This is a genomic window from Micromonospora sp. DT41 (genome assembly GCF_049841715.1).
GTDB lineage: Bacteria > Actinomycetota > Actinomycetes > Mycobacteriales > Micromonosporaceae > Micromonospora > Micromonospora profundi.
On record NZ_JBNCKU010000002.1, the window covers coordinates 16078 to 35988 of the forward strand.

Consider the following 19911-nt stretch of genomic DNA (forward strand, 5'->3'; position numbering starts at 1 on the left):
AGGGTCGGGCACATGAGAGCTGCGCTGTTGGCGGTGACGGCGACCGTCGCCCTGCTCGCCTCGGGGCCGGTCACCGCCGCGCCAGCATCGCCGGCTGCCCCCGCGCAGGCTGGCGCCGCGCAGGCCGTGCGGTGCCCCCGGGTGCCGGCGCCTGCGGTGTCCCGGCCGCCCCGGCCCACGCCCCCGCCCGACGTGCCCGAGCAGCGGACCGTCGGCGGCGCCGGGTTGGCCACCAGCGGCCTGGTCGTGCCGGCCGGCGTGGGCGCGCCGCCGGCGATCACCGCCACGTCGTGGTTGGTGGCCGACCTCGACACCGGTCAGGTGCTCGGAGGCTGCGGCCCGCACGAGTACGGCACCCCGGCCAGCGTGCAGAAGCTGCTGCTGGCGGCCACCATGATGCCCCGGCTCGACCCGAAGCAGACGGTCACCGTCACCGCCGCCGACATGAACATCGAGCCCGGTTCGTCGGCCGTCGGCCTGGTGGAGGGCGGCAGATACACCATCGAGACGATCTGGTTGGGGTTGCTGCTCAACTCGGGCAACGAGGCGGCGAACGCCCTGGCCCGGCTGGGCGGCGGCTCCGACGGGGCGGCCGGCGGCGTGCGCGCCATGAACGAGGAGGCGCACCGGCTCGGCGCGTTGCAGACGCACGCGGTCACCCCGTCCGGCCTGGACGCCAAGGGACAGTTCACCAGCGCGTACGACCTGGCGCTTATCGCCCGGGCCTGTTTCGCCCAGCCGACCTTCCGGCGGTACGCGCTCACCGACCAGACGGCCATCCCGGCCCAGCCTGCGCAGCGCACCAAGGGTTTCCAGATCCAGAACGAGAACCAGCTCATCTACCGGTACCCGGGCGCGTTGGGCGGCAAGACCGGCTTCACCGACCTGGCTCGGCACACCTACGTCGGCGCGGCCGAGCGCGGTGGGCGGCGACTCGTGGTGACGCTGCTGGGTGCCGAACCGGCGCCGATGCGCGGCTGGGAGCAGGGCGCGGCACTGCTGGACTGGGGCTTCTCGCTGCCCCGTGATGCCGCAGTGGGCCGGTTGGTCGAGCCCAGCGAGCTGACCGCCACGCCGTCGGCCGCGCCGTCGGCGTTGGCCGCACCCGGTGCGCCCCGGCCGGCCGCTGCCAGCGGCCCGCACCCCGGCGCGGGATGGCTGTGGTTGGTGACCGCCGTGAGTGGCGCGGGGGTACTGGTGCTGCTGGGCGGGCTGCTGTGGCGCCGCCGGCGGCTGCCCTGAACGAATCGACAACCGGCTCTGGTGTCCATAGACTCCGGTCGTTCTGGCACCACGAGTCCAGGAGGATCCCTGTGTCGAGTGAACTCGAACCGACCTCCGGTGTGGCGGTACCTCGCCGACCGGTGCGCGCGCTCACCCGCCTCGCGGGCGTGACGGCGCTCGCCGGGGCGCTTGTCGCCGGCGCCGCCGCCGCAGCGGTCGCGGCACCGAGCGCCGCCCGCGACGCGCTGACAGCGCATGGCGCATCCCGCGGCGCGCTGACGGCGTCCGCCGCCGAGCGTCCGCCGCGCACCACGCACGGCCCCTGCGCGTACACCGAGACGCCCGACGAGCCGGCCGCCCGCCCGGTGCCGCTGCCGCCCGACCCCCGCCGTACGCCGACTCGGGGCACCGTCCGGGTGACCCTGGCCACCAACCACGGGCCGATCGGGTTGACCCTGGACCGGGAGGCCGCGCCGTGCACGGTACAGAGCTTCCTGCACCTGGTCGGCAAGCGGTTCTACGACCGCACGTCGTGTCACCGGCTCACCGCGTACCCCACGCTTAGCGTCCTGCAGTGCGGTGACCCGTCCGGCACGGGCGAGGGCGGCCCCGGCTACCGCTACCGCGATGAGCTGCCGACCGACCTGCCGCCGGCGCCGACCGATCCGACAGGCGTCCGCCGGCTCTACGCCCGGGGCGTGCTGGCCATGGCCAACGCCGGGCCGGACACCAACGGCAGCCAGTTCTTCCTGGTGTACGCCGACTCGGCGCTGCGCCCCAACTACACGATCTTCGGTGAGGTCGATACCGCCGGGCTGGCCACCCTGGACCGGATCGCCGCCGGGGGAGTGGCGCCGACGGCCGAGGATCCGGCACCGGTCGACGGCGCGCCCGCGCTGCCGGTCGACATCCGTCGAGCCGTCCGGTCCCACCACCACCACTGACGCGTACGGCGCGGTGGGCGACTCACGGTCGCCCACCGCGCCGGTACGTCACCGGCGGGGCCGGCGGTGAGGTCGCGCGGCCAGGTGCGGGCGTTATCGTCGGTGAGGTCGCTCAGCCAGGCGAGTGCCAGCAGTACGAACGACGGCCGGCGGACCGAAAATTTCGGCTTCCGGACCGGTACGGGCCAACCCAGGATCCGACACGATTCGGGCCATCATGACGGGTGTGATGACCCGGTCGGCGGCGCGGTGGTGCTGTCCCGCACGACAAGTTCGGTGGCGAGTTCCACCCGGGGGGAGTCGATGCTCTCGCCCTGCGCCAGTCGCAGCACCGTCCGGGCCGCCAGCCGGCCCATCTCGACAAGCGGCTGCCGCACAGTGGTCAGTGGCGGTGACGCCCAGCGGGCCTCGGGCAGATCGTCGAAACCCACAACGCTGACGTCGTCGGGTACCCGCAGACCGCGACGCCGGATGGCCTCGTACACGCCGAAGGCCATCTGGTCGCTGGCGGCGAAGATGCCTGTCGGCGGGTCGTCCAGGTCGAGCAGTGCCGTGCCGCCGGAGAAGCCGGAGGCGTGGTAGAAGTCGCCCGGGTAGATCAGCGCGTCGTCCACCGGTACGCCTGCCGCCTCCAGGCCGGCGCGGTAGCCGTCGAGGCGGGCGCGGCTGCACAGCAGGTGCGTGGGCCCGGCGACGAACCCGATCCGCCGGTGCCCGATCGCCAGCAGGTGCTCGGTCGCGGCGAGCCCGCCGGCCCAGTTCGTGGCGCCGATGGTCGGTACGTCCATGGCCGGAACGCCGGCCGGGTCGACGACGACCACGGGCACGTTGAGGCGGCGGAGTTGGGCGTGCAGGGGCGGGCTCAGGTGTGACGTCACGAAGATGACGCCGTCGGTGGCCCGGGTCCGGAGATTCTGCAGCCACTGCCGGGCGGCGGTGGGCTGCCTGTGGATCGCGGAGACCACGGTGCCGACGCCGGCGCCGTGCCCGACGTCCTCCACACCGCGGATGATTTCCACCGCCCACGGGCTGTCCAGGTCGTTGAAGACCAGGTCGACGAGGCCGGCGCGGCGAACGCTGCGGCTGCTGCGTCGCCGGTAGCCGTGGTGGCGCAGCAGCTCCTCGACCCGTTCCCGGGTGTCAGGGGCCACATCGGACCGTCCGTTGAGCACCCGCGACACGGTCGGCACCGAAACTCCGGCCTCCCGTGCGATCGCGGTGATGGTCACCCTGCGTCCGTCGTCCGCGCCCACCCGCGTCTCCTCACCGGTCCGGAAGAGCGACCGCAAGCCGTCGCCATACCATTGTCCCGGAACGGTGTTCCCGCCCCTTCGCGCCATCTTGCCTCACGAACGTGGGTTGACGACATGGCAGGTCGGTTCTAGCGTTCGGCGGAGTTGCGGAACGGTACCGGTAAGTTATCGGGCACCTTCCGGTGTGCTGCCTGCCGTCGCCGTCCGGCGGCCGCCGCCTGTTCCCTGTCGATCTACGGACCGAGGACGCCATGTACACCGACCTGTCCGAGGACCAGCTCCGCGACCACCGTGGCGTGGTGAGCGACCCGGGCGACTTCGACGACTTCTGGGCCGGAACCCTGGCCGAGGCCCGCGCCGCCGGATGGCCGGTCCGGATCGAACCGGTGACGACCGGGCTGACCAGCATCGATGTGTTCGACGTGACGTTCGCGGGCTTCGCCGGTCACCCCGTACGGGCCTGGCTGCGGGTGCCTCGCGGGGCGGATACGGCGCTGCCGACCCTCGTGCAGTACGTCGGCTACGGCGGCGGTCGGGGGCACCCGCTGGAGAACCTGCTGTGGGCGTCGGCAGGGTTCGCCCACCTGCAGATGGACACCCGGGGGCAGGGGTCCGGCTGGAGCCGCGGTGCCACCGGGGATCCGGGCGTGGCCGGTCCGGAAGTGCCCGGTGTGATGACCCGGGGAATCGCCGATCCCCACACGTACTACTACCGGCGGCTGATCACCGACGCGGTCCGGGCGGTGGACGCCGTCCGTGGCCTGCCGATGGTCGACCCCACCCGGGTGGCGGTGTTCGGGCAGAGCCAGGGCGGCGCGTTGGCCCTCGCGGCCGGCGCGTTGGCGCCCGGCGTGCGCGCGGTGGTCGCCCTCGTGCCGTTCCTCTGCGACATCCCGCGCTCGGTGGTGGTCACCGACGCGAGGCCGTTCCGGGAGATCCGTGACTACCTGGCCGTCCACCGGGGCGCCGAGGATCAGGTCTTCACGACCCTGGCGTACGTCGACGGGGTCAACTTCGCGCGGCGCTGCCAGCGGCCCGCCCGGTACTCGGTGGCGCTGATGGACGACATCGTGCCGCCGTCGGGGGTCTACGCCGCCGTGAACGCCCACGCGGGGCCCACCGAGTTGGCGGTGTGGCGGTACAACGGTCACGAGGCTGGCGGGATCGACGACGACGAGGCGGCGCTGCGGTTCCTGCGCGGGCACCTTGTCGACGACGCCGAGATGGTGCGACCGGTGGGAGCGGATCCGGTCGTCGCTCGCTGATCCGTCGCGGGCGGCAGTCGGTTGATCGGGCGTGGAGCACCGGGTGCGGCTGGTAGACAGAACGGGTGCGCAGGTCAGGCCGGGTGGGCGGTGCCGCCGTGCTCGCGCTCGTCGCGGCGCTGGGCGGCTGCTCGCACCCGCGTTCCGGCCCGACGCCGGCAGCTCCCGCGCCGGCGTCGGGAAGCCCGGGGCCGACCTCGGCGGGTGCCGGGCCGTCCGCCGCGGACCGGCTGCCGGGTTTCGTGGTGCTGGGCGACGTCGATTCGCGCATCCACACCGACATCAGGTACGCCACCGACCACAACTTCGTGGGTCGGCCGGTCGCCGGCTACCCGGAGCCGCTGTGCCTGCTGACCCGGCCGGCAGCCGAGGCGCTGCGCCGGGCGCAGGACGCCGCGCTCGCCGGTGGGCACAGCCTCAAGGTGTACGACTGCTACCGCCCGCAGCCGGCGGTGGACGACTTCGTGGCCTGGTCGAAGCGTCCGCGTGAGCAGCAGACCAAGGCCGAGTTCTATCCGCACCTGGACAAGGACCGGCTCTTCGCCGACGGCTACATCGGCGCGCCCACGGCGCACAGCCGTGGCAGCACCGTGGACCTGACGCTCGTCGACGAGCCTCCGGCCAGCCAGCCTCCGTTCCTGCCGGGGCAGCCGCAGGTCGCCTGCACGGCGCCGGTCGGGCAACGGTTCGCCGACAACAGCGTCGACATGGGCACCGGCTTCGACTGCTTCGACACGCGGGCGCACACGGCCGACAGCCGCGTCAGCCCGACGGCGCGTACCAACCGTCAACTGTTGAAGCGGCTGATGACCGACGCCGGGTTCGTCAACTACGACCGCGAGTGGTGGCACTACAGGTTCCGCGACGAGCCGTACCCGGACACGTTCTTCGCCGCCCCGGTGGCCCGCTCGTCGGTGGGCTGACCCGGACGGGTCGGCTGACCTGGACAACGGGCGTCCAGCGGCGGCGTCCCAGCCGTGCGCGCCCGCGCCTTGCGTGGGCTGCGACATGTGCGTGGGCTGCGACGTGTGGGTGGGGCCAGCGCTCCCCTCGGCCGGCTTGAGCGCCCCGCGGCCGAGGGGAGCGTGCCGGCGCCCAGATCGTCATCCAGCTCAGGGTGCCCGAGACGTTGACCTGCCGGCGAGGCAGAGCTTAGCGTACAAGTGGGAACAGCGTTCCGCAGTGCGGAAGATCGTTTGTCGGTTCTTTTCCCATGGTGCCAAGTGAGGGGTAGAGCCAATGTTCCGGGTACGCGAAAGAGAACGTCGTTCCGACGACTGGTGTGCCGATGGGAGCGGGTGTCGAGTGGCCCCGGCGCGGCGCGCGCTGCCGTGGTGACCCGCGTCGCCGTGGTGACCGGCGGGGCGTCGGGCATCGGAGCGGCAGTGGTCAGACGGTTGGCCCGCGACGGGATGCACGTGGTGGTCGCCGACGTCGACCTCGATGCCGCACGCGAGGTGGCCGCCGAGGTCGGCGGTCGCGCTGCCCACCTCGACGTCACCGACAGCCGGGCCGTCGAGGCGCTCTTCGCCGACGGACCAAACCCCGACGTGCTGGTGTGCAGCGCGGGTGGGGCGCCGCGCAGCGCGGCGCTGGAGATCGACGATCAGACGTTCGGTGCGGTGCTGGACCTCAACGTCGGAGGCTTCTTCAGGTGCGCACGCGCTGCGGCGCGTCGGTCGATCCGGCTGTCGCGCCCGCTGAGCATCGTGCACGTCGGTTCCAGCCTGGCCGAGGGGGCGGCGACGGACCTCGCGCACTTCGGGGCGGCCAAGGCTGCCTGCGCGTCGTTGGTGCGCACCCTCGCTGTCGAGTGGGCGTCGCACGGCATCCGGGTCAACTCCGTCGTGCCGGGCCTGGTCCGGACGCCCGCCACGGCGGCGGTTCTGGCCTCCCACGAGGCGTCGCTCGCCCGCGACGTGCCCCTCGGTCGGGTCGGCGAACCGGACGACGTGGCGGGGGCCGTGGCCTACCTCGTCGGGGCCGACGCGGGCTGGGTGACCGGTACCGCGGTCACCGTCGATGGCGGGCGGCGCGCGTCGCGCTGAGCACCGGCGCGCCCGGCGGAGCCGGGGTGGCCGAAGGGTGCGATTCGACGTCCAAACGGCCAGTCAGGTGAACGTTTCGGAGCCGTTGACCAACAGCCAGGCAGAGTTTAGCGTCTGCGAAACGGCGTTTCGCGGAGCGGAAGAGCCGTGCTGCGGGCCTGGATCCCGCAGTGCTGGAGTGAGGAGCGATACCGATGTGTCAAGCGTTTGAGGTGAAACCACGTTCCGCTGAGCGGAATGTGGTTTCGGGTTTCGCTACCACCGTGGTGCCGCTGTCGTGACGTCCCCCATGACGACCGGCACCGTTGCCGACACGGTCACGCAGTCTGCGGATGAGCCGCTGCTGCGCGTCCGCGACCTCCGCATCAGCGTTGGCGACATACCCCTGGTCCGGGGTGTGTCCCTGGACGTCCGCGCCGGCGAGATCGTGTCGGTGGTGGGGGAGTCGGGCTCCGGGAAGTCGCTGACGTCGCTCGCGGTCCTGGGACTGCTGCCACCGGAGCTCGCGACCGACGGAACCGTCGAGTTCCGTGGTGAGAACGTCACGACGATGAACAGCCGACGGCTCCGGCAGTTCCGCGCCTCCGCCGCTCGGATGATCTTCCAGGATCCCGGCTCGGCCATGAACCCCGTGCTGACCATCGGGTTCCAGGTCATCGAGTCCATTCGAGCGGCCCAACGGTGCTCCCGCGCCGAGGCTCGCGAACAGGCGTTGGCGATGATCCGCCGGGTCGGCATCGCCGAACCGCAGCGCTGCCTGAGCGCCTACCCGCGCGAGTTGTCCGGCGGGATGCTCCAGCGGGTCGTGATCGCGATGGCACTCGCGGTCGACCCGCCGTTGTTGATCTGCGACGAACCGACGACCGCACTCGACGTCACCACACAGGCGCAGGTGCTCGACCTCATTCGCGCCCTGACCAGCGACATGGGAACGGGCGTCATCCTCACCACCCACGACATGGCGATCGCGGCCGACTACTCCGACCGGATCGTCGTCATGTACGCGGGCCAGGTCGTCGAACACGGGCCTACCCGCGCGACACTGGCCACCCCTCAGCACCCGTACCTGTGGTCGCTGCTCAACGCCCACCCGGACTCCGGTGAGCGCGAGCCCTTCACGCCCCTGACGATCCTCGACGGGGCGCCACCCCGACCGGACGTCGACATCCCCGGCTGCCGCTTCGCACCCCGGTGCCCGTTCCGACAGGAGCGGTGCAGCGTGGAGACCCCCGTCCTCCGGCCGCTGGCGACGGTGCCCGAGCGGTCCGCGGCCTGCCTCGTGTCAGCTTCTCAGGAGACGGCGTCATGAGCACCAGCAACACCTCGGAAGCCACCCCGGGCACGTCGAGCCTGCTTCAGGTGGACGGCCTCCGGCGCCACTTCGCGCTGTCGCGCGGCCGCGTGCTCCGGGCCGTCGACGGTGTCTCCCTGCGCATCGACAGTGGGCGGACCCTCGCCCTCGTCGGCGAGAGTGGCTCGGGCAAGAGCACCCTCGGCCGGTGCGTGGTCCGGATGGACGAGCCCAGCGACGGCCAGATCCGCTTCGACGGCGAGGACATCACCCACCTGCGACACCGTGACCTGCGCACGATCCGCCAGCGGATGCAGATGGTCTTCCAGAGCCCGTACACCTCGTTGAGCCCGCGGATGAGCGTCGGCGACTCCATCGCGGAGCCGCTGCAGATCCACGGCCTGCCCGACGGCCTCAGCCCGGCCGACCGGGTGCGGGAGGTCCTCGACATGGTCGGCCTGCCGGCGTCGGTCGAGACCCGACGCCCCAGCCAGCTCAGCGGCGGCCAGCGGCAGCGCATCGGGCTCGCCCGTGCGCTCGCGTTGAGCCCGAAGCTGCTCGTGGCCGACGAGCCGACGGCATCTCTCGACCTGACCAGCCAGGCGCAGATCGTCAACCTCCTCCTGGAGCTTCAGGGCAGGTTGAGCCTGGCGATGCTGTTCATCACGCACGACCTCGGGCTCGCCCACCACCTCAGCCACGAGTGCGCAGTGATGTATCTCGGACGGATCGTCGAGGCGGGGCCCACGGTGGAGCTGATGCGTCAGCCGTTGCACCCCTACACCCACCTGCTGGTGTCCACCCGGTCGCGTGGTCCTGCCGCGCCGTCCGAGGCCGAGTCGGTGCCGTCCCCGATCAACCCCCCGGCCGGCTGCCACTTCCGTTCGCGGTGCCCGATCGCCGTCGACAAGTGCGCGACCGAGTACCCGCCGTTGCAGGCCACGCCCAGCGGTCGTCGGGTGGCGTGCCATCGGCCGGGAGTGCTGGAGCTGTCCGCAACTGCCACGGCCCGCATTCCTCAGCCGGAAACCTGGCCCAGGCCACCCGCCGCGACCGCGGCTCAGAGCACCACCGCCCTCACCAGTTCGCCAAACCCCAGTGCAGGAGCATCACATGACTGACGCCGTCAACCCCCGGACCGTGCGATCGCGTCGGGACTTCCTCCGCTACACGGCGCTCGTCGGCGCCGCCTTCGCAGTCGCTCCGGCGCTCGTCGCCTGCGGGTCCGACGACGAGGACGCCGGCGCCGGCGGGCCGATCAGGATCGGTACGTCGGTGCTGGACCCGGACGCCAACCCGCTGAAGTCCCTCGGACACAGCGCCAACTACCTCGCCTTCGACGCGTTGACCCGGATGAACCCGTCGACCCTGAAGATCGAGCCGGGGCTGGCCACCTCGTGGACGCGGCTGTCCGATACGGAGATGGAGTTCAAGCTCCGCGAAGGTGTGAAGTTCTCCGACGGCACGCCACTGACCGCCAAGGACGTCAAGTTCTCCTACGACATCACGAAGAAGGAAGGCCTGGCCCTGGCCTCCCTGATCGCCAACGTCAGCTCGGTCGACGTGGTCGACGACCTGACGGTGCGCATCCGCACCACCAAGCCGGACGCCATCCTGGAGAAGCGGACCGCCCTGCTGTTCATCGTGCCCGAGAAGGCGTACACCGCTGCCGGCACTGAGGCGTTCGGCCTCGCGCCCGTCGGCAGTGGGCAGTACCGGATCACCAAGGTGGTCCCCAACTCGCAGATCACCCTGGAAGCGGCGGAGGACCCCTGGGAAGGTAAGCCGGCCAACTCGCGGGTGGAGTACATGCAGTACTCCGACCAGAGCGCCTTCCTGGCCGCGATGCAGTCCGGGCAGCTCGACATCGGCCACAACCTGCCGGTGCAGGCCCTCAAGAACCTGGGCTCGGACATGAAGGTGGAGGTCGTGTCCACCGGTTCGCCGCTGGCCGTGCAGTTCGACACCAAGATCGCGCCGTTCGACAACCTGGAGGTCCGTCGTGCGCTGAACCTGGCGATCGACGTGGACTCCATCGTCAGCGCGGTGATGAACGGCGCCGGCGACCCGCTGCCCGGCCAGCTCACCGCCAAGGGCTGCTTCGGCCACAACCCGGACATCAAGGCCATCCCGTTCGACCTTCAGCAGGCCAAGGACATCCTGGCTCGGGAGGGCGTCAAGCCCTTCTCCACCGAGATCGCAGGCCTGCCGGTGAACAAGCCGCTGATGGAGGCGATCAGCGGCCAGCTGGGGGCCATTGGCATCACCGTCAAGGTCACCGTCCTGGACTTCGCGGTGTGGGTGGACGGCTTCAACAACGGCAGCAAGTGGCCGCTGTTCGTCAAGGGCATGAACTACTCGCCGCTGTTCGACGCCGAACTGACCTACCGCTACCCCACGGCCGGTGCCGAAGGGCGCAAGGGCTGGGTGGACGCGCACTACGACCAGCTGCTGGAGAAGTCCCGCAACGAGATGGACTCCGCCGCCCGCGAGAAGGTCCTCCAGGAGATGGGTGCCCACCTGCACAAGGAGCTCCCCTTCATCTTCCTGTTCGGCCAGCAGTGGGTGGTCGCCAACACCTCCGACGTCTCCGGGTACGACCCGAGCACCGGGTTCTGGGTGGACGCGTCGACAGTGACGAAGTCATGACTGTCGGCACCGCGCGGATGGGTCGATAGACGTGGCTCACCTGACGTATCTGATCAGTCGCCTGGCCCAGCTGGTCCTCACCGTCGCCGGTGTGATGACAGTGCTGTTCGTGCTCCTGCGCGTCTCGGGTGATCCGGCGGAGGTGTTGTCCGGACCGGACGCCACGCCGGAGATCGTCGAGGCGACGAGGGCCCGACTGGGGCTGGAGGGCTCCCTGCTGAGCCAGTACCTCCGCTTCATGGGTGACCTGGCAGTCCTCGACCTGGGCCGGTCCTTCACCTTCGGCGGCGACGCGCTGACCGCGGTGACGGACCGGCTCGGGGCGAGCATGTTGATCCTCCTACCGGCCCAGGTGCTCACCATGCTGCTCGGCATCGCGCTGGGCAGCGCGGTGGCGCGGGCCGGGAAGTTCCGGATCGGCCAGATCTTCATGGGCGGGTCGTTCCTGTTGCAGGCGGTCCCGTACTTCTGGCTGGCGATCGTGCTTGTGCTTTTCCTGGCCCTGCAGTGGAAGGTGCTGCCGGCGACCGGGTCGGGCGGCATCGAGTACGCGATCATCCCCATCATCGCGATGACCGCCAGCCACACGGCCGCGTTGGCCCGGCTGGCCCGAGGTGAGGTCGCGGACGTGCTGCACCGCCCGTTCGTCCTCGTCGCCCGATCGAAGGGGATCTCACAGGGGCGACTCATGTTCCGGCATGTCCTGCCGGTGGCGCTCCCGCCGATCATCTCGTACTCGGGGATCCTGTTCGCGTTCTCCGTGGGCCAGCTGGTCGTCCTCGAACCGCTGTTCAACTACCGCGGGATCGGCGCGCTCCTGGTGAACGCCGTACACGGTAGGGACTTTCCCATCGTGATGGCCGGGGTGTTCGTCGTGACGCTGATGGTCGGGCTGGTGAACCTTCTGGCGGACGTCGTGAACCGACTGATCGACTCCGGCCTGCGGACGAAGGTGGGTGTGTCATGACGGAGCAAGCGCTCCAGCCCGGTGTGGGCGGCGAGGCGGGCCCGACCGTGCCGAAAACCGACGTACGGACGCGCTCGCGCGGCCCGCTGGGGCGGCTCGTGCGCCGCCCCGGCGCGATGGTGGCGCTGGGGTTCCTGCTGCTCGTCGCCCTCACGGCGATCTTCGCGCCGCTGATCGCCCCGCACGACCCCGTCGTCCAGGACCTCGCCAGGTCCCGGCAGCCTCCGGCGTTCCTGGACGGTGGCGACACGACGCACCTGTTCGGCACCGACGAGTTCGGACGGGACCTGCTCTCGCGCATCCTCCACGGAGCACGCATCTCGCTGTTCGTCGGCACCATCTCGGCGACCATCGCGATGCTGCTGGGTACGACGATGGGCCTGATCGCCGGTTACTTCGAGCGGCGGGTGGGGCCGACGATCCTGCGGTTCGCCGACATCCAGTTCTCGCTGCCCTTCTACGTCATCGCGATCGCCGTTGTCGCCCTGTTCGGGCCGAGCCTGCGCAACCTGGTCATCCTGCTGTCGTTCTGGGGCTGGGCGACGTACGCCCGCACCATCGCCGTCACCGTCTCGCAGCTCAAGCGGATGGAGTACGTGCAAGCCTCCCGGCTCCAGTGGTCCAGCGTCGCGCGGATCATGCGCGTGCACCTTCTGCCCGGCGTGTCCAGCAGCGTCATCGTGTTGTGGACGACGTCGGTCGGCGGTCTCATCCTGGTCGAGTCGGCGCTGTCCTTCATCGGTCTCGGCGTGCAGGTTCCCGACTTCTCGTGGGGCTCGATGCTCGGCGGAGCACAGACCGAGCTGCAAGGAGCCTGGTGGGTGGCCATCGTGCCCGGTGTGTTCCTCACCGCCACCATCGTGGCGTTCTACGTCCTCGGAGACGCGCTCCGCGACATCCTCAACCAGCCGGTCCCGAAGGACCATTGATCTCCGACTCCGGGAGCCCCCCTGATGCCACACCTGCACGTCAACAAGACCAACCTGCACTTCCGTGAGTCCGGCTCCGGCCCGACGGCCCTGTTCCTTGCCGGCTTCATCCTGGACAGCACGTTCTGGCTGGACCAGATCGCCGACCTGTCCGACATCAGGCGGTGCGTGTCGCTCGACCTGCGCGGGTTCGGCCTGTCCGACCCGATCACCACCGACGACCTCCTCGACCTCGACGTGTACGTCGAGGACGTGGCCGCCGTCGCCCGTGAGCTGGGCGACGGGCAACCCGTCGACCTGGTGGGGTTCAGCCTCAGCTCGGTGGTCGGTGGGCTGGTTGCGGAGCGGTACCCCGAGCTGGTCCGCTCGATGTCGTTCCTCAGCCCCAACCTGCCGGCCGACACCCCGGCGTACCGCCTGTACCGGGACGAGATGGCCAAGCTCGCCGTACGCGAGGGCATCGACGCCGTCTACCGGCGGTTCGCCGAGTACATCGTCGCGTCCGGGGCGAGCCTGCAGAGCCTGGCCCGCTATCGCCAGATGATGCAGGACACCCGCCTGGACATGGTGGTGGCGACGCTTCGTACCTGCGGGCGGACGCCGGACCGGACCGACCTGCCGAGCCGCATCACGGTGCCGACGAACTTCGTGACGGCCACCGGGGACACCGTATTCGACAGGTCGGTCGCCCAGGGCTACGCCGACAAGGCGCCCAAGGGCCGCGTGTCGGAGGTGAGCGGGGCCGGCCGCTTGACGCCCCTGGAGTCTCCGCACGAGCTGTCCGCCGTCCTGCGGGAGTTCTGGACCGACCTGTGACAGAGGTCCACGACAGCTGCACGTCCTAGCCAGGTCATCCGGCGCCCCCAACCCTCCCGGGTGTGGGGGCGCCGGTCTTTTTCCGCCCGGTGCAGGCGGCTCCCACGTGTGAAATCCTTTGCGGACACCCGCCGGCCCGTCTACCGTTCCCGACGCAAGGTCAACCGATCAGACCCCCCGAGGAGCACGCCGTGTCGCAGCGCGCCCGCACCACCACACCCTGGCGTACGCCGGGCGCGGGTGCCGCGTTGCCATCCGGCGCGTGGTATCGGGGTCTCGGCCGTCGCGCCGAGTGCCGGCTGTCCGGGCGGCTCCACCGCTGACGCGAGCGCGTCCGGTAGCCGCCCACCCCCTGAGGATCGGGCGGCTTTTTCGTATCCGCTGAACTTCCCGCGCTCCGGTCGACCCGGACCGCGATCGTTCCCGGTCACCCCCTGCAACGATGGGCCGGGACCCACACAAGGAGACCACCATGGGATTCACGCCCCTCGCCGGCACCCGGGCACCGGTCCGGGTCTGGACCGACCCGTACGCCATCGAACCGCAGGCGGCCAAGCAGCTGCGCAACATCGGCGCGCTGCCCTGGGTGCAGGGCGTCGCCGTGATGCCCGACGTGCACTTCGGCAAGGGCGCCACTGTCGGCTCCGTGATCGCCATGCGGCAGGCCGTCTCGCCGGCCGCCGTCGGCGTGGACATCGGCTGCGGCATGTCAGCGGTGCGTACCTCGCTTACCGCCGCCGACCTGCCGGACGACCTGGCCGGGCTGCGCTCCGCGATCGAGGCCACCATCCCGGTGGGCTTCGCGCAGCGGGGCCGGGCCGTCGACCCCCGTCGGGTCCGGGGCCTGGAGCAGGGCGGCTGGGACGACTTCTGGGGCCGGTTCGCCGGGCTGGACCGCAAGGTGGCGCAGCTGGAGACCCGGGCACAGCGGCAGCTCGGCACGCTCGGCGGCGGCAACCACTTCATCGAGGTCTGCCTGGAGCAGGGTGGCGACGACGACGGCCGGGTGTGGCTGATGCTGCACTCCGGGTCCCGCAACATCGGCAAGGAGCTGGCCGAGCGGCACATCGGGGTCGCCCGAGCGCTGCCGCACAACGCCGACCTGCCCGACCGGGACCTCGCCGTGTTCCTCGCGGGCACGCCCGAGATGGACGCGTACCGGCGGGACCTGTGGTGGGCGCAGGAGTACGCGCGGCGCAACCGGGCGGTGATGGTGGCCCTGCTCTGCGGTGTGGTGCGGGAGCAGTTCCCGCAGGTGTCCTACGACGAGCCGATCTCGTGCCACCACAACTACGTCGCCGAGGAGAGCTACGACGGGGTGGACGTGCTCGTCACCCGCAAGGGCGCGATCCGGGCCGGGAAGGGTGACCTGGGCATCATCCCCGGGTCGATGGGCACCGGGTCGTACATCGTGCGGGGTAGGGGCAACCCGGACGCGTACTGCTCGGCGTCGCACGGCGCGGGCCGGCGGATGTCGCGGGCGCAGGCCAAGCGGACGTTCACAAGGGACGACCTGGTCGCGCAGACCGCCGGGGTCCAGTGCCGCAAGGACGCCGGGGTGATCGACGAGATCCCCGGCGCGTACAAGGACATCACCGAGGTGATGGCGCAGCAGGAGGACCTGGTGGAGGTGGTGGCGCACCTGAAGCAGGTGGTCTGCGTCAAGGGGTGACGGGCCGCGCGGGCCGGGAACGACCGGCCCGCGCGGTACGCGCGCGTCAGAAACCGACGAAGACCCGGCGCAGGTCGTCCACTGTCACCGGGCCGGTCACCTGTACTCCGTCGGGCGTGTACGCGGGCCCGAGCCGGCCCACCGCGAGTCGCAGCCACGCCTCGGCCGGTGCGGTCAACTCGCCGTCGGGCTGCTCGGGCGCGTCGACCACCTCGACGCGCTCGCCCAGCCGCAGCCCGTACGTCCGCTCGGGCCGGTGCAGCCGCAGCAGCAGTGTGGCTTCCCGGCCGGCCAGCTCCTGTGGCCGGCTGGTCCAGCTCAGCATGCCGCCGACGTGGTCGAGCAGCAACGGCACCGCCTGCGGCGTCACCGACGCGAACCTGTTGAACGCCACCTCGACGTCCCACTGGTGCAGGGCGAACTCGCTGAGCCGGAACCGGCCCGACGTGGCGACGTCCACCGGTTCGGGCAGGAAACCCATGTCGATGCGCAGCGTGGCGCGGGTGTCGACGTCGAGTGCCTCGTACGCCTCGACGAGACGTTCGTTTGTGGCGAGGAACCCGGCGGCGTGCTCGGCCGGGGACATCGCGTCCCACCGCTGCCAGACACCGCGGTTGAAGTCACCGTCCGGGCCGGGCTCGCCGCTGCGGGCGGCGCTCAGCGTGGCGAGGCCGATCTCGGCGCCGCTGCCCAGGTGACTGAGCACCTGGGACACCTGCCACTCGCTGGCACCCGACGGTCGGATCAGGTCGTCCTCCTTGAGGTCCCGGACGAGCGCGGCCAACTCCTCGTGGCCGGCCCGCAGAGCGGTGATGATCTCATCGGCAGAGGTGGGCATGTATCTCCTCAGCGGGTTGTCGACGGTCCTCGAAACGCTATCCGACGCTGGCCGGCTTCCGTCGGACCGCTCAACCCATGTGCGCGGTGCCGCTGGTCCGGATGTCCCCCTTGCGCACCTTGATCAGGAACAGGGCGATCAGGCCGGCGAGCACGATCAGGGCCGCGCCCCAGGCGAACGCCACGCTGTAGCCGTGCACCAGCGCCTTGACCTGGGTGGCCGGGCTCGGTGCCCGGGACACCAGGTACGCGGTGACCGCGCTCGTGTACATGGTGTTCAGCAGGGCGGTGCCCAACGAGCCGCCGATCTGCTGGGTGGCGTTGAGCGTCGCGCTGGCCGCGCCGGCGTCGTGCTCCGGCACCCCGAACAGTGCCAGGCTGGACAGCGGCACGAACGTGAAACCGAGGCCCATGCCGAGGATGACCTGGGCGGGCAGCAGGAGGGTGAGGAACGAGGTGTCCACGTCGATCCGGGTGAGCAGCAGCATGCCGACGGCGGCGAGCGCGGCCCCGCCGACCATGAGCGGCTTGGCGCCCAGCCGGGGCATCAGTTGGCTGGCTCCGGCGGCGGCGATCAGCACACCCGCGGTGACCGGCAGCGACGCGAGCCCGGCTTCCAGCGGCGTGTACCGAAGCACCACCTGGAAGTAGAAGGTCAGGAAGAGGAACGCGCCGAACAGGCCGGCGCCGATAAGCGTCGAGGTGAGGTACGCCGCGCCCCGGTTGCGGTCCAGGATGATCCGCAGTGGCAGCAGCGGATGGTTGGAGCGCAGCTCGATCACCACGAAGACGGCGAGCAGCACCACACCGGCGGCGATGAAACCGAGCGTCGCGGCGGCGTCCCAGCCGTCCTCGGCGGCCTTCGTGAAGCCGTACACGAGGGAGACCAGGCCCGCGGTGACGACGACAGCGCCCGGTACGTCGTAGCGGGTGTTGCCGTGCGCCCGGCTCTCCGGCACCAGTGGCAGGGCGAGGAAGATCGCCACGGCGGCGACCGGGATGTTGACGAGCAGGCACCAGCGCCAGTTGGCGTACTCGGTGAGCACCCCACCGAGCAGCAGGCCGACAGCCGACCCGCCACCGGCGATGCCGCCGTACACGGCGAACGCCTTGGCCCGCTCGGTGGTCTCGGTGAACAGGACGGTGAGCAGGGCCAGCGCGGCCGGGGCGAGCAGCGCGCCGAAGACGCCCTGCAACGCCCGGGCGGCGAAGAGCATCTCGCCGGTGGTCGCCAGCCCGCCCAGCGCGGAGGCCAGCGCGAAGCCGATCATGCCGACGATGAACGTGCGCTTGCGACCCCAGTAGTCGGCGATCCGGCCGCCGAGCAGCAGCAGGCCACCGAAGGCCAGCGTGTATGCGGTGACCACCCACTGCCGGTTCGCGTCGTTGATCCCCAGGGCCGCCTGGGCCTGCGGGAGCGCGATGTTCACGATTGTGGCGTCCAGGACCACCATCAGCTGCGCGAGGGCGATGACCACCAGCGCCAGCCAGCGCCGCGGGTGCTGCGTGTCTGTCGACGCCCCGGTGCCGGGTGCGCCGGGCGCGGTCGAGGTCGCTCCGGCCATGGTGATGCCTCCGTGCTGCGGTCATCCTTCGGGCCGGACAGCCCGCCCGGCGGCGGTATAACCATCGCCGCCACCTCGAAACGTGAGCCCCGCTCCTCAACCGGGCGCGAGGATCACCGGCACGGCCACCGTGTTGATCCGCGCGCCGTCGTCCGCTGACACCTCGTACACCTCGATCGTGCCGTGCTGCTCGCGGTTCGTACGCCAGCCGACCACCACCCGGTACGCGCCCCGGCAGCCGCTGCCGCAGCTGGCGGTGCCGAATCCGGTGGCGACCTCCCGGCCGGAGGCGTCGCGCACCCGGACGCTCACGGTGGCCACGAACACGTCGGCGCTGCCGGTGACGGTGAGCGGAGCGGTGACCCGTTCGCCGACGGTGGGGCCGGTGACCACGATCGGCGGCAGCAGGCCCGCGTAGTCGGCCCGGCCGACCGGGTCGCCGCCACCGAAGCGGACCTGCCGGACGCTGGGGAACTGGGTGAGCGTCCAGACCACCTGCGCCTCGCGGAGGCGCTGTTCTGCAGGATCGCCGGCGGGTGGGACCCGCAGTGTCGCCACGCCGTCGGTGATCCGGGTGACCTCGGCGCCGGCCGGCAACCGGGTGGTCAACCCGGTGGCGGCCTCGGCGGGTGTGGGTCCGGCGGCCAACTCGGTCAGCGCCAGGCGGGACGTCGCCACGGTGGCCGGTCGGGTCCGCCGGGTCGGAACGAGCTGCCCGGACCGCACGTACCACAGCTCGATGGTCACCGTGGCCTGGTGGCGCGTGGCGGTGGGCATCGGTGCCAGCGGGCGCGGCGGCGTGCCGGTGACCGCCGGCGACGATGTCGGCGTCGGCGTGGCCCGCGGTGTGGGGATGGGGCTCGGGCGTCCGGTGGGCGCGGCGCTCGACGGCGGTGCGGTCGGCGCCGGGCCGAGGGCGCCGGAGCGCGGGGTGCCGCAGCCGCCGACGAGAGGCACAGCGACGAGCACGACAATGACCAGCGGGCGCCAGCTCATCCCACGCCACCCTTCGGGCTGGCGGTCTCCCCATCGGGGTGCGCCGCCGGACGTGGCACGCCGCCGGGACCGTGCGCGGGCAGCTCCAGCCGGAACCGTGTGCCGGCACCCGGCTCGCTGCGCACGCTCAGAACGCCGCCGAGCAGGGTGGCCTGTTCCCGGGCGATGGCCAGCCCCAGCCCACTGCCCGGAGCGGAGCGGGACGGATCGGCCTTGTAGAACCTGTCGAACAGGCGGGGCAGATGCTCGGCCGGGATGCCCGGCCCCTGGTCGGTGACCTCGACGACGACAAGCGGACCCGCCGCGGCCACAGTTGCCCGGATCTCGCCACCGCCGTGCTCGACAGCGTTGGACACCAGGTTGGCAAGCACCCGCTCCAGCCGGCGCGGGTCGGTGCGCAGCACGATCGGCTCGCCACTGATCAGCACCCGCGCCGACCAGCCGCGCGCCGCGACGATCCCGTGCAGCAGGGCCACCACGTCCACCGGCTCGACGCTCGGCCGCTCCCGCCCGGCGTCCAGCCGGGAGATCTCCATCAGGTCCTCCACCAGCCGGCGCAGCCGGACCACGTCGCCGACCAGCAGCCGCGCCGCCGGCCGCGCGTCGTCGGGCAACTGGTCGAGGTGCCCGCGCAGCAGCGACGCCGCTGCCACCAGGGCGGTCACCGGGGTACGCAGCTCGTGCGCGACGTCGGCCGTGAACCGCCGCTCCCGGGCCTGCGCCGCAGACAGCGCGGCGATCTTCGCCTCCAGGGCCTCGGCCATCTCGTTGAACGACGCCGCCCAGTCGCTGAACTCGTCGCGCCCGCGTACCGGCAGCCGGGTGGCGAGCAGCCCTTCGGTGAGCGCCCGGGCGGCCCGGCTGGCCCGATTGACCGGTTCCAGCGTGCGGCGGGCCAGCGCGTGCCCCACCCCTGCGGCGAGCAGCACCACGAACACCCAGCCGGCCAGCAGCGCGTTGCGCAGTTGAACCACGTCGGCGGCGATGCCGTCCTCGTCGGTGAGCACGTACAGCTCGGCGGTCGACCCGGGGATGCGTCCGCCGACCACAAGCAGTCGAGGGCGCATCCCGGGCGCGGAGCGCTGGTAGCCGAGCTGCCCGCCCGCGACAGTGGCCCGCAACCGGGTGCCAAGCGTCGGGGCGTACTCCGGATGCGAGGGGCGGGCCGGTCCGTCGACGAGCACCACGTGCCGGCCGCTGCTCTCGAAGCTGGTGAGCAGCTCGGTGCTGCGCTGCTCGGTAAGCGGCAGGAACTGTCCGGCGAGGACGAGTTGGTAGCGGGCGTCGGCGGCGGCCTCCTGGAGCGACGCGTCCATCCAGGACTGCCGCAGCAGCAGCCCGGTCCCGCCGGCGAGCAGCCCGGCCGACATCCCGGCGACAAGCACGAAGGCGATCGTCAGCCGGCGCCGCAGACGGCCCGGTGCCACAGCGCGTCCGGCCATCGCCGACCCTCCT

17 protein-coding genes are annotated in these 19911 nt (G+C 71.6%); 12 read left to right on the top strand and 5 right to left on the bottom strand.

Annotation, left to right across the window (positions count from 1 at the left end; genetic code table 11):
* Positions 1-12 precede the first annotated feature (12 nt).
* Both ACLQ23_RS03950 and ACLQ23_RS03955 read left to right on the top strand, forming a co-directional pair.
* Positions 13-1242 carry a D-alanyl-D-alanine carboxypeptidase family protein gene (locus ACLQ23_RS03950; protein WP_425880354.1) on the top strand — a complete coding sequence of 410 codons (1230 nt, stop codon included), beginning with the start codon at positions 13-15 and terminating at the stop codon, positions 1240-1242.
* 71 nt (positions 1243-1313) lie between these two features.
* Positions 1314-2168: a peptidylprolyl isomerase gene (locus ACLQ23_RS03955; protein WP_355597238.1), complete on the top strand. Its 855-nt coding sequence runs from the start codon at positions 1314-1316 to the stop codon at positions 2166-2168.
* A 215-nt stretch (positions 2169-2383) separates the two neighbouring features.
* Here ACLQ23_RS03955 and ACLQ23_RS03960 read toward each other — a convergent pair whose 3' ends face one another.
* Positions 2384-3421, bottom strand: coding sequence for a LacI family DNA-binding transcriptional regulator (locus ACLQ23_RS03960; RefSeq protein WP_355597236.1), 1038 nt, complete (start codon positions 3419-3421; stop codon positions 2384-2386).
* A 251-nt stretch (positions 3422-3672) separates the two neighbouring features.
* On the opposite strand from ACLQ23_RS03960, the gene ACLQ23_RS03965 reads away from it, so the two are divergent.
* The 10 genes from ACLQ23_RS03965 to ACLQ23_RS04010 all read left to right on the top strand — a co-directional run bounded on the left by ACLQ23_RS03965 (position 3673) and on the right by ACLQ23_RS04010 (position 15058).
* Positions 3673-4686 (top strand): acetylxylan esterase, encoded by a 1014-nt coding sequence (locus tag ACLQ23_RS03965; protein WP_355597234.1) that lies wholly within the window; start codon positions 3673-3675, stop codon positions 4684-4686.
* 65 nt (positions 4687-4751) lie between these two features.
* On the top strand, positions 4752-5609 hold the full coding sequence (locus ACLQ23_RS03970; RefSeq protein ID WP_425735384.1) for a M15 family metallopeptidase: 858 nt from the start codon (positions 4752-4754) through the stop codon (positions 5607-5609).
* A gap of 375 nt (positions 5610-5984) precedes the next feature.
* Entirely contained in the window at positions 5985-6734 is a 750-nt protein-coding gene (locus ACLQ23_RS03975; RefSeq protein WP_355628655.1) for an SDR family NAD(P)-dependent oxidoreductase, read from the top strand.
* Between the two features lie 277 nt (positions 6735-7011).
* Positions 7012-8043, top strand: a complete 1032-nt coding sequence (locus ACLQ23_RS03980; protein ID WP_355597231.1) for an ABC transporter ATP-binding protein — start codon at positions 7012-7014, stop codon at positions 8041-8043.
* Positions 8040-9146: an ABC transporter ATP-binding protein gene (locus ACLQ23_RS03985; protein WP_355628652.1), complete on the top strand. Its 1107-nt coding sequence runs from the start codon at positions 8040-8042 to the stop codon at positions 9144-9146. Before ACLQ23_RS03980 ends, ACLQ23_RS03985 begins: the two co-directional genes overlap by 4 nt.
* Complete coding sequence (locus ACLQ23_RS03990; RefSeq protein WP_355597227.1) at positions 9139-10674, top strand: ABC transporter substrate-binding protein; 1536 nt, start codon at positions 9139-9141, stop codon at positions 10672-10674. The genes ACLQ23_RS03985 and ACLQ23_RS03990 overlap by 8 nt, the downstream gene beginning before the upstream one ends.
* A 31-nt stretch (positions 10675-10705) precedes the next feature.
* The gene (locus ACLQ23_RS03995) at positions 10706-11641 is read left to right on the top strand and encodes an ABC transporter permease (protein ID WP_053656262.1); all 936 of its coding nucleotides are present in this window, start codon (positions 10706-10708) and stop codon (positions 11639-11641) included.
* A complete protein-coding gene (locus ACLQ23_RS04000) occupies positions 11638-12570 on the top strand; it encodes an ABC transporter permease (protein ID WP_355597225.1) in 933 nt (310 codons plus the stop codon). Before ACLQ23_RS03995 ends, ACLQ23_RS04000 begins: the two co-directional genes overlap by 4 nt.
* A gap of 24 nt (positions 12571-12594) precedes the next feature.
* On the top strand, positions 12595-13386 hold the full coding sequence (locus tag ACLQ23_RS04005; protein ID WP_355597223.1) for an alpha/beta fold hydrolase: 792 nt from the start codon (positions 12595-12597) through the stop codon (positions 13384-13386).
* 472 nt (positions 13387-13858) lie between these two features.
* On the top strand, positions 13859-15058 hold the full coding sequence (locus ACLQ23_RS04010) for an RtcB family protein (protein ID WP_355628649.1): 1200 nt from the start codon (positions 13859-13861) through the stop codon (positions 15056-15058).
* A 46-nt stretch (positions 15059-15104) separates the two neighbouring features.
* Here the strand turns inward: ACLQ23_RS04010 and ACLQ23_RS04015 are convergent, their stop codons facing one another.
* The 4 genes from ACLQ23_RS04015 to ACLQ23_RS04030 all read right to left on the bottom strand — a co-directional run bounded on the left by ACLQ23_RS04015 (position 15105) and on the right by ACLQ23_RS04030 (position 19898).
* Complete coding sequence (locus ACLQ23_RS04015) at positions 15105-15896, bottom strand: maleylpyruvate isomerase family mycothiol-dependent enzyme (protein WP_355597219.1); 792 nt, start codon at positions 15894-15896, stop codon at positions 15105-15107.
* Positions 15897-15966: 70 nt separating this feature from the next.
* The gene (locus tag ACLQ23_RS04020) at positions 15967-17460 is read right to left on the bottom strand and encodes an MFS transporter (RefSeq protein WP_355597217.1); all 1494 of its coding nucleotides are present in this window, start codon (positions 17458-17460) and stop codon (positions 15967-15969) included.
* A 96-nt stretch (positions 17461-17556) separates the two neighbouring features.
* Complete coding sequence (locus ACLQ23_RS04025) at positions 17557-18456, bottom strand: Gmad2 immunoglobulin-like domain-containing protein (RefSeq protein ID WP_355628646.1); 900 nt, start codon at positions 18454-18456, stop codon at positions 17557-17559.
* The gene (locus ACLQ23_RS04030; protein ID WP_425880355.1) at positions 18453-19898 is read right to left on the bottom strand and encodes an ATP-binding protein; all 1446 of its coding nucleotides are present in this window, start codon (positions 19896-19898) and stop codon (positions 18453-18455) included. The genes ACLQ23_RS04025 and ACLQ23_RS04030 overlap by 4 nt, the downstream gene beginning before the upstream one ends.
* Between the last annotated feature and the right edge of the window lie 13 nt (positions 19899-19911).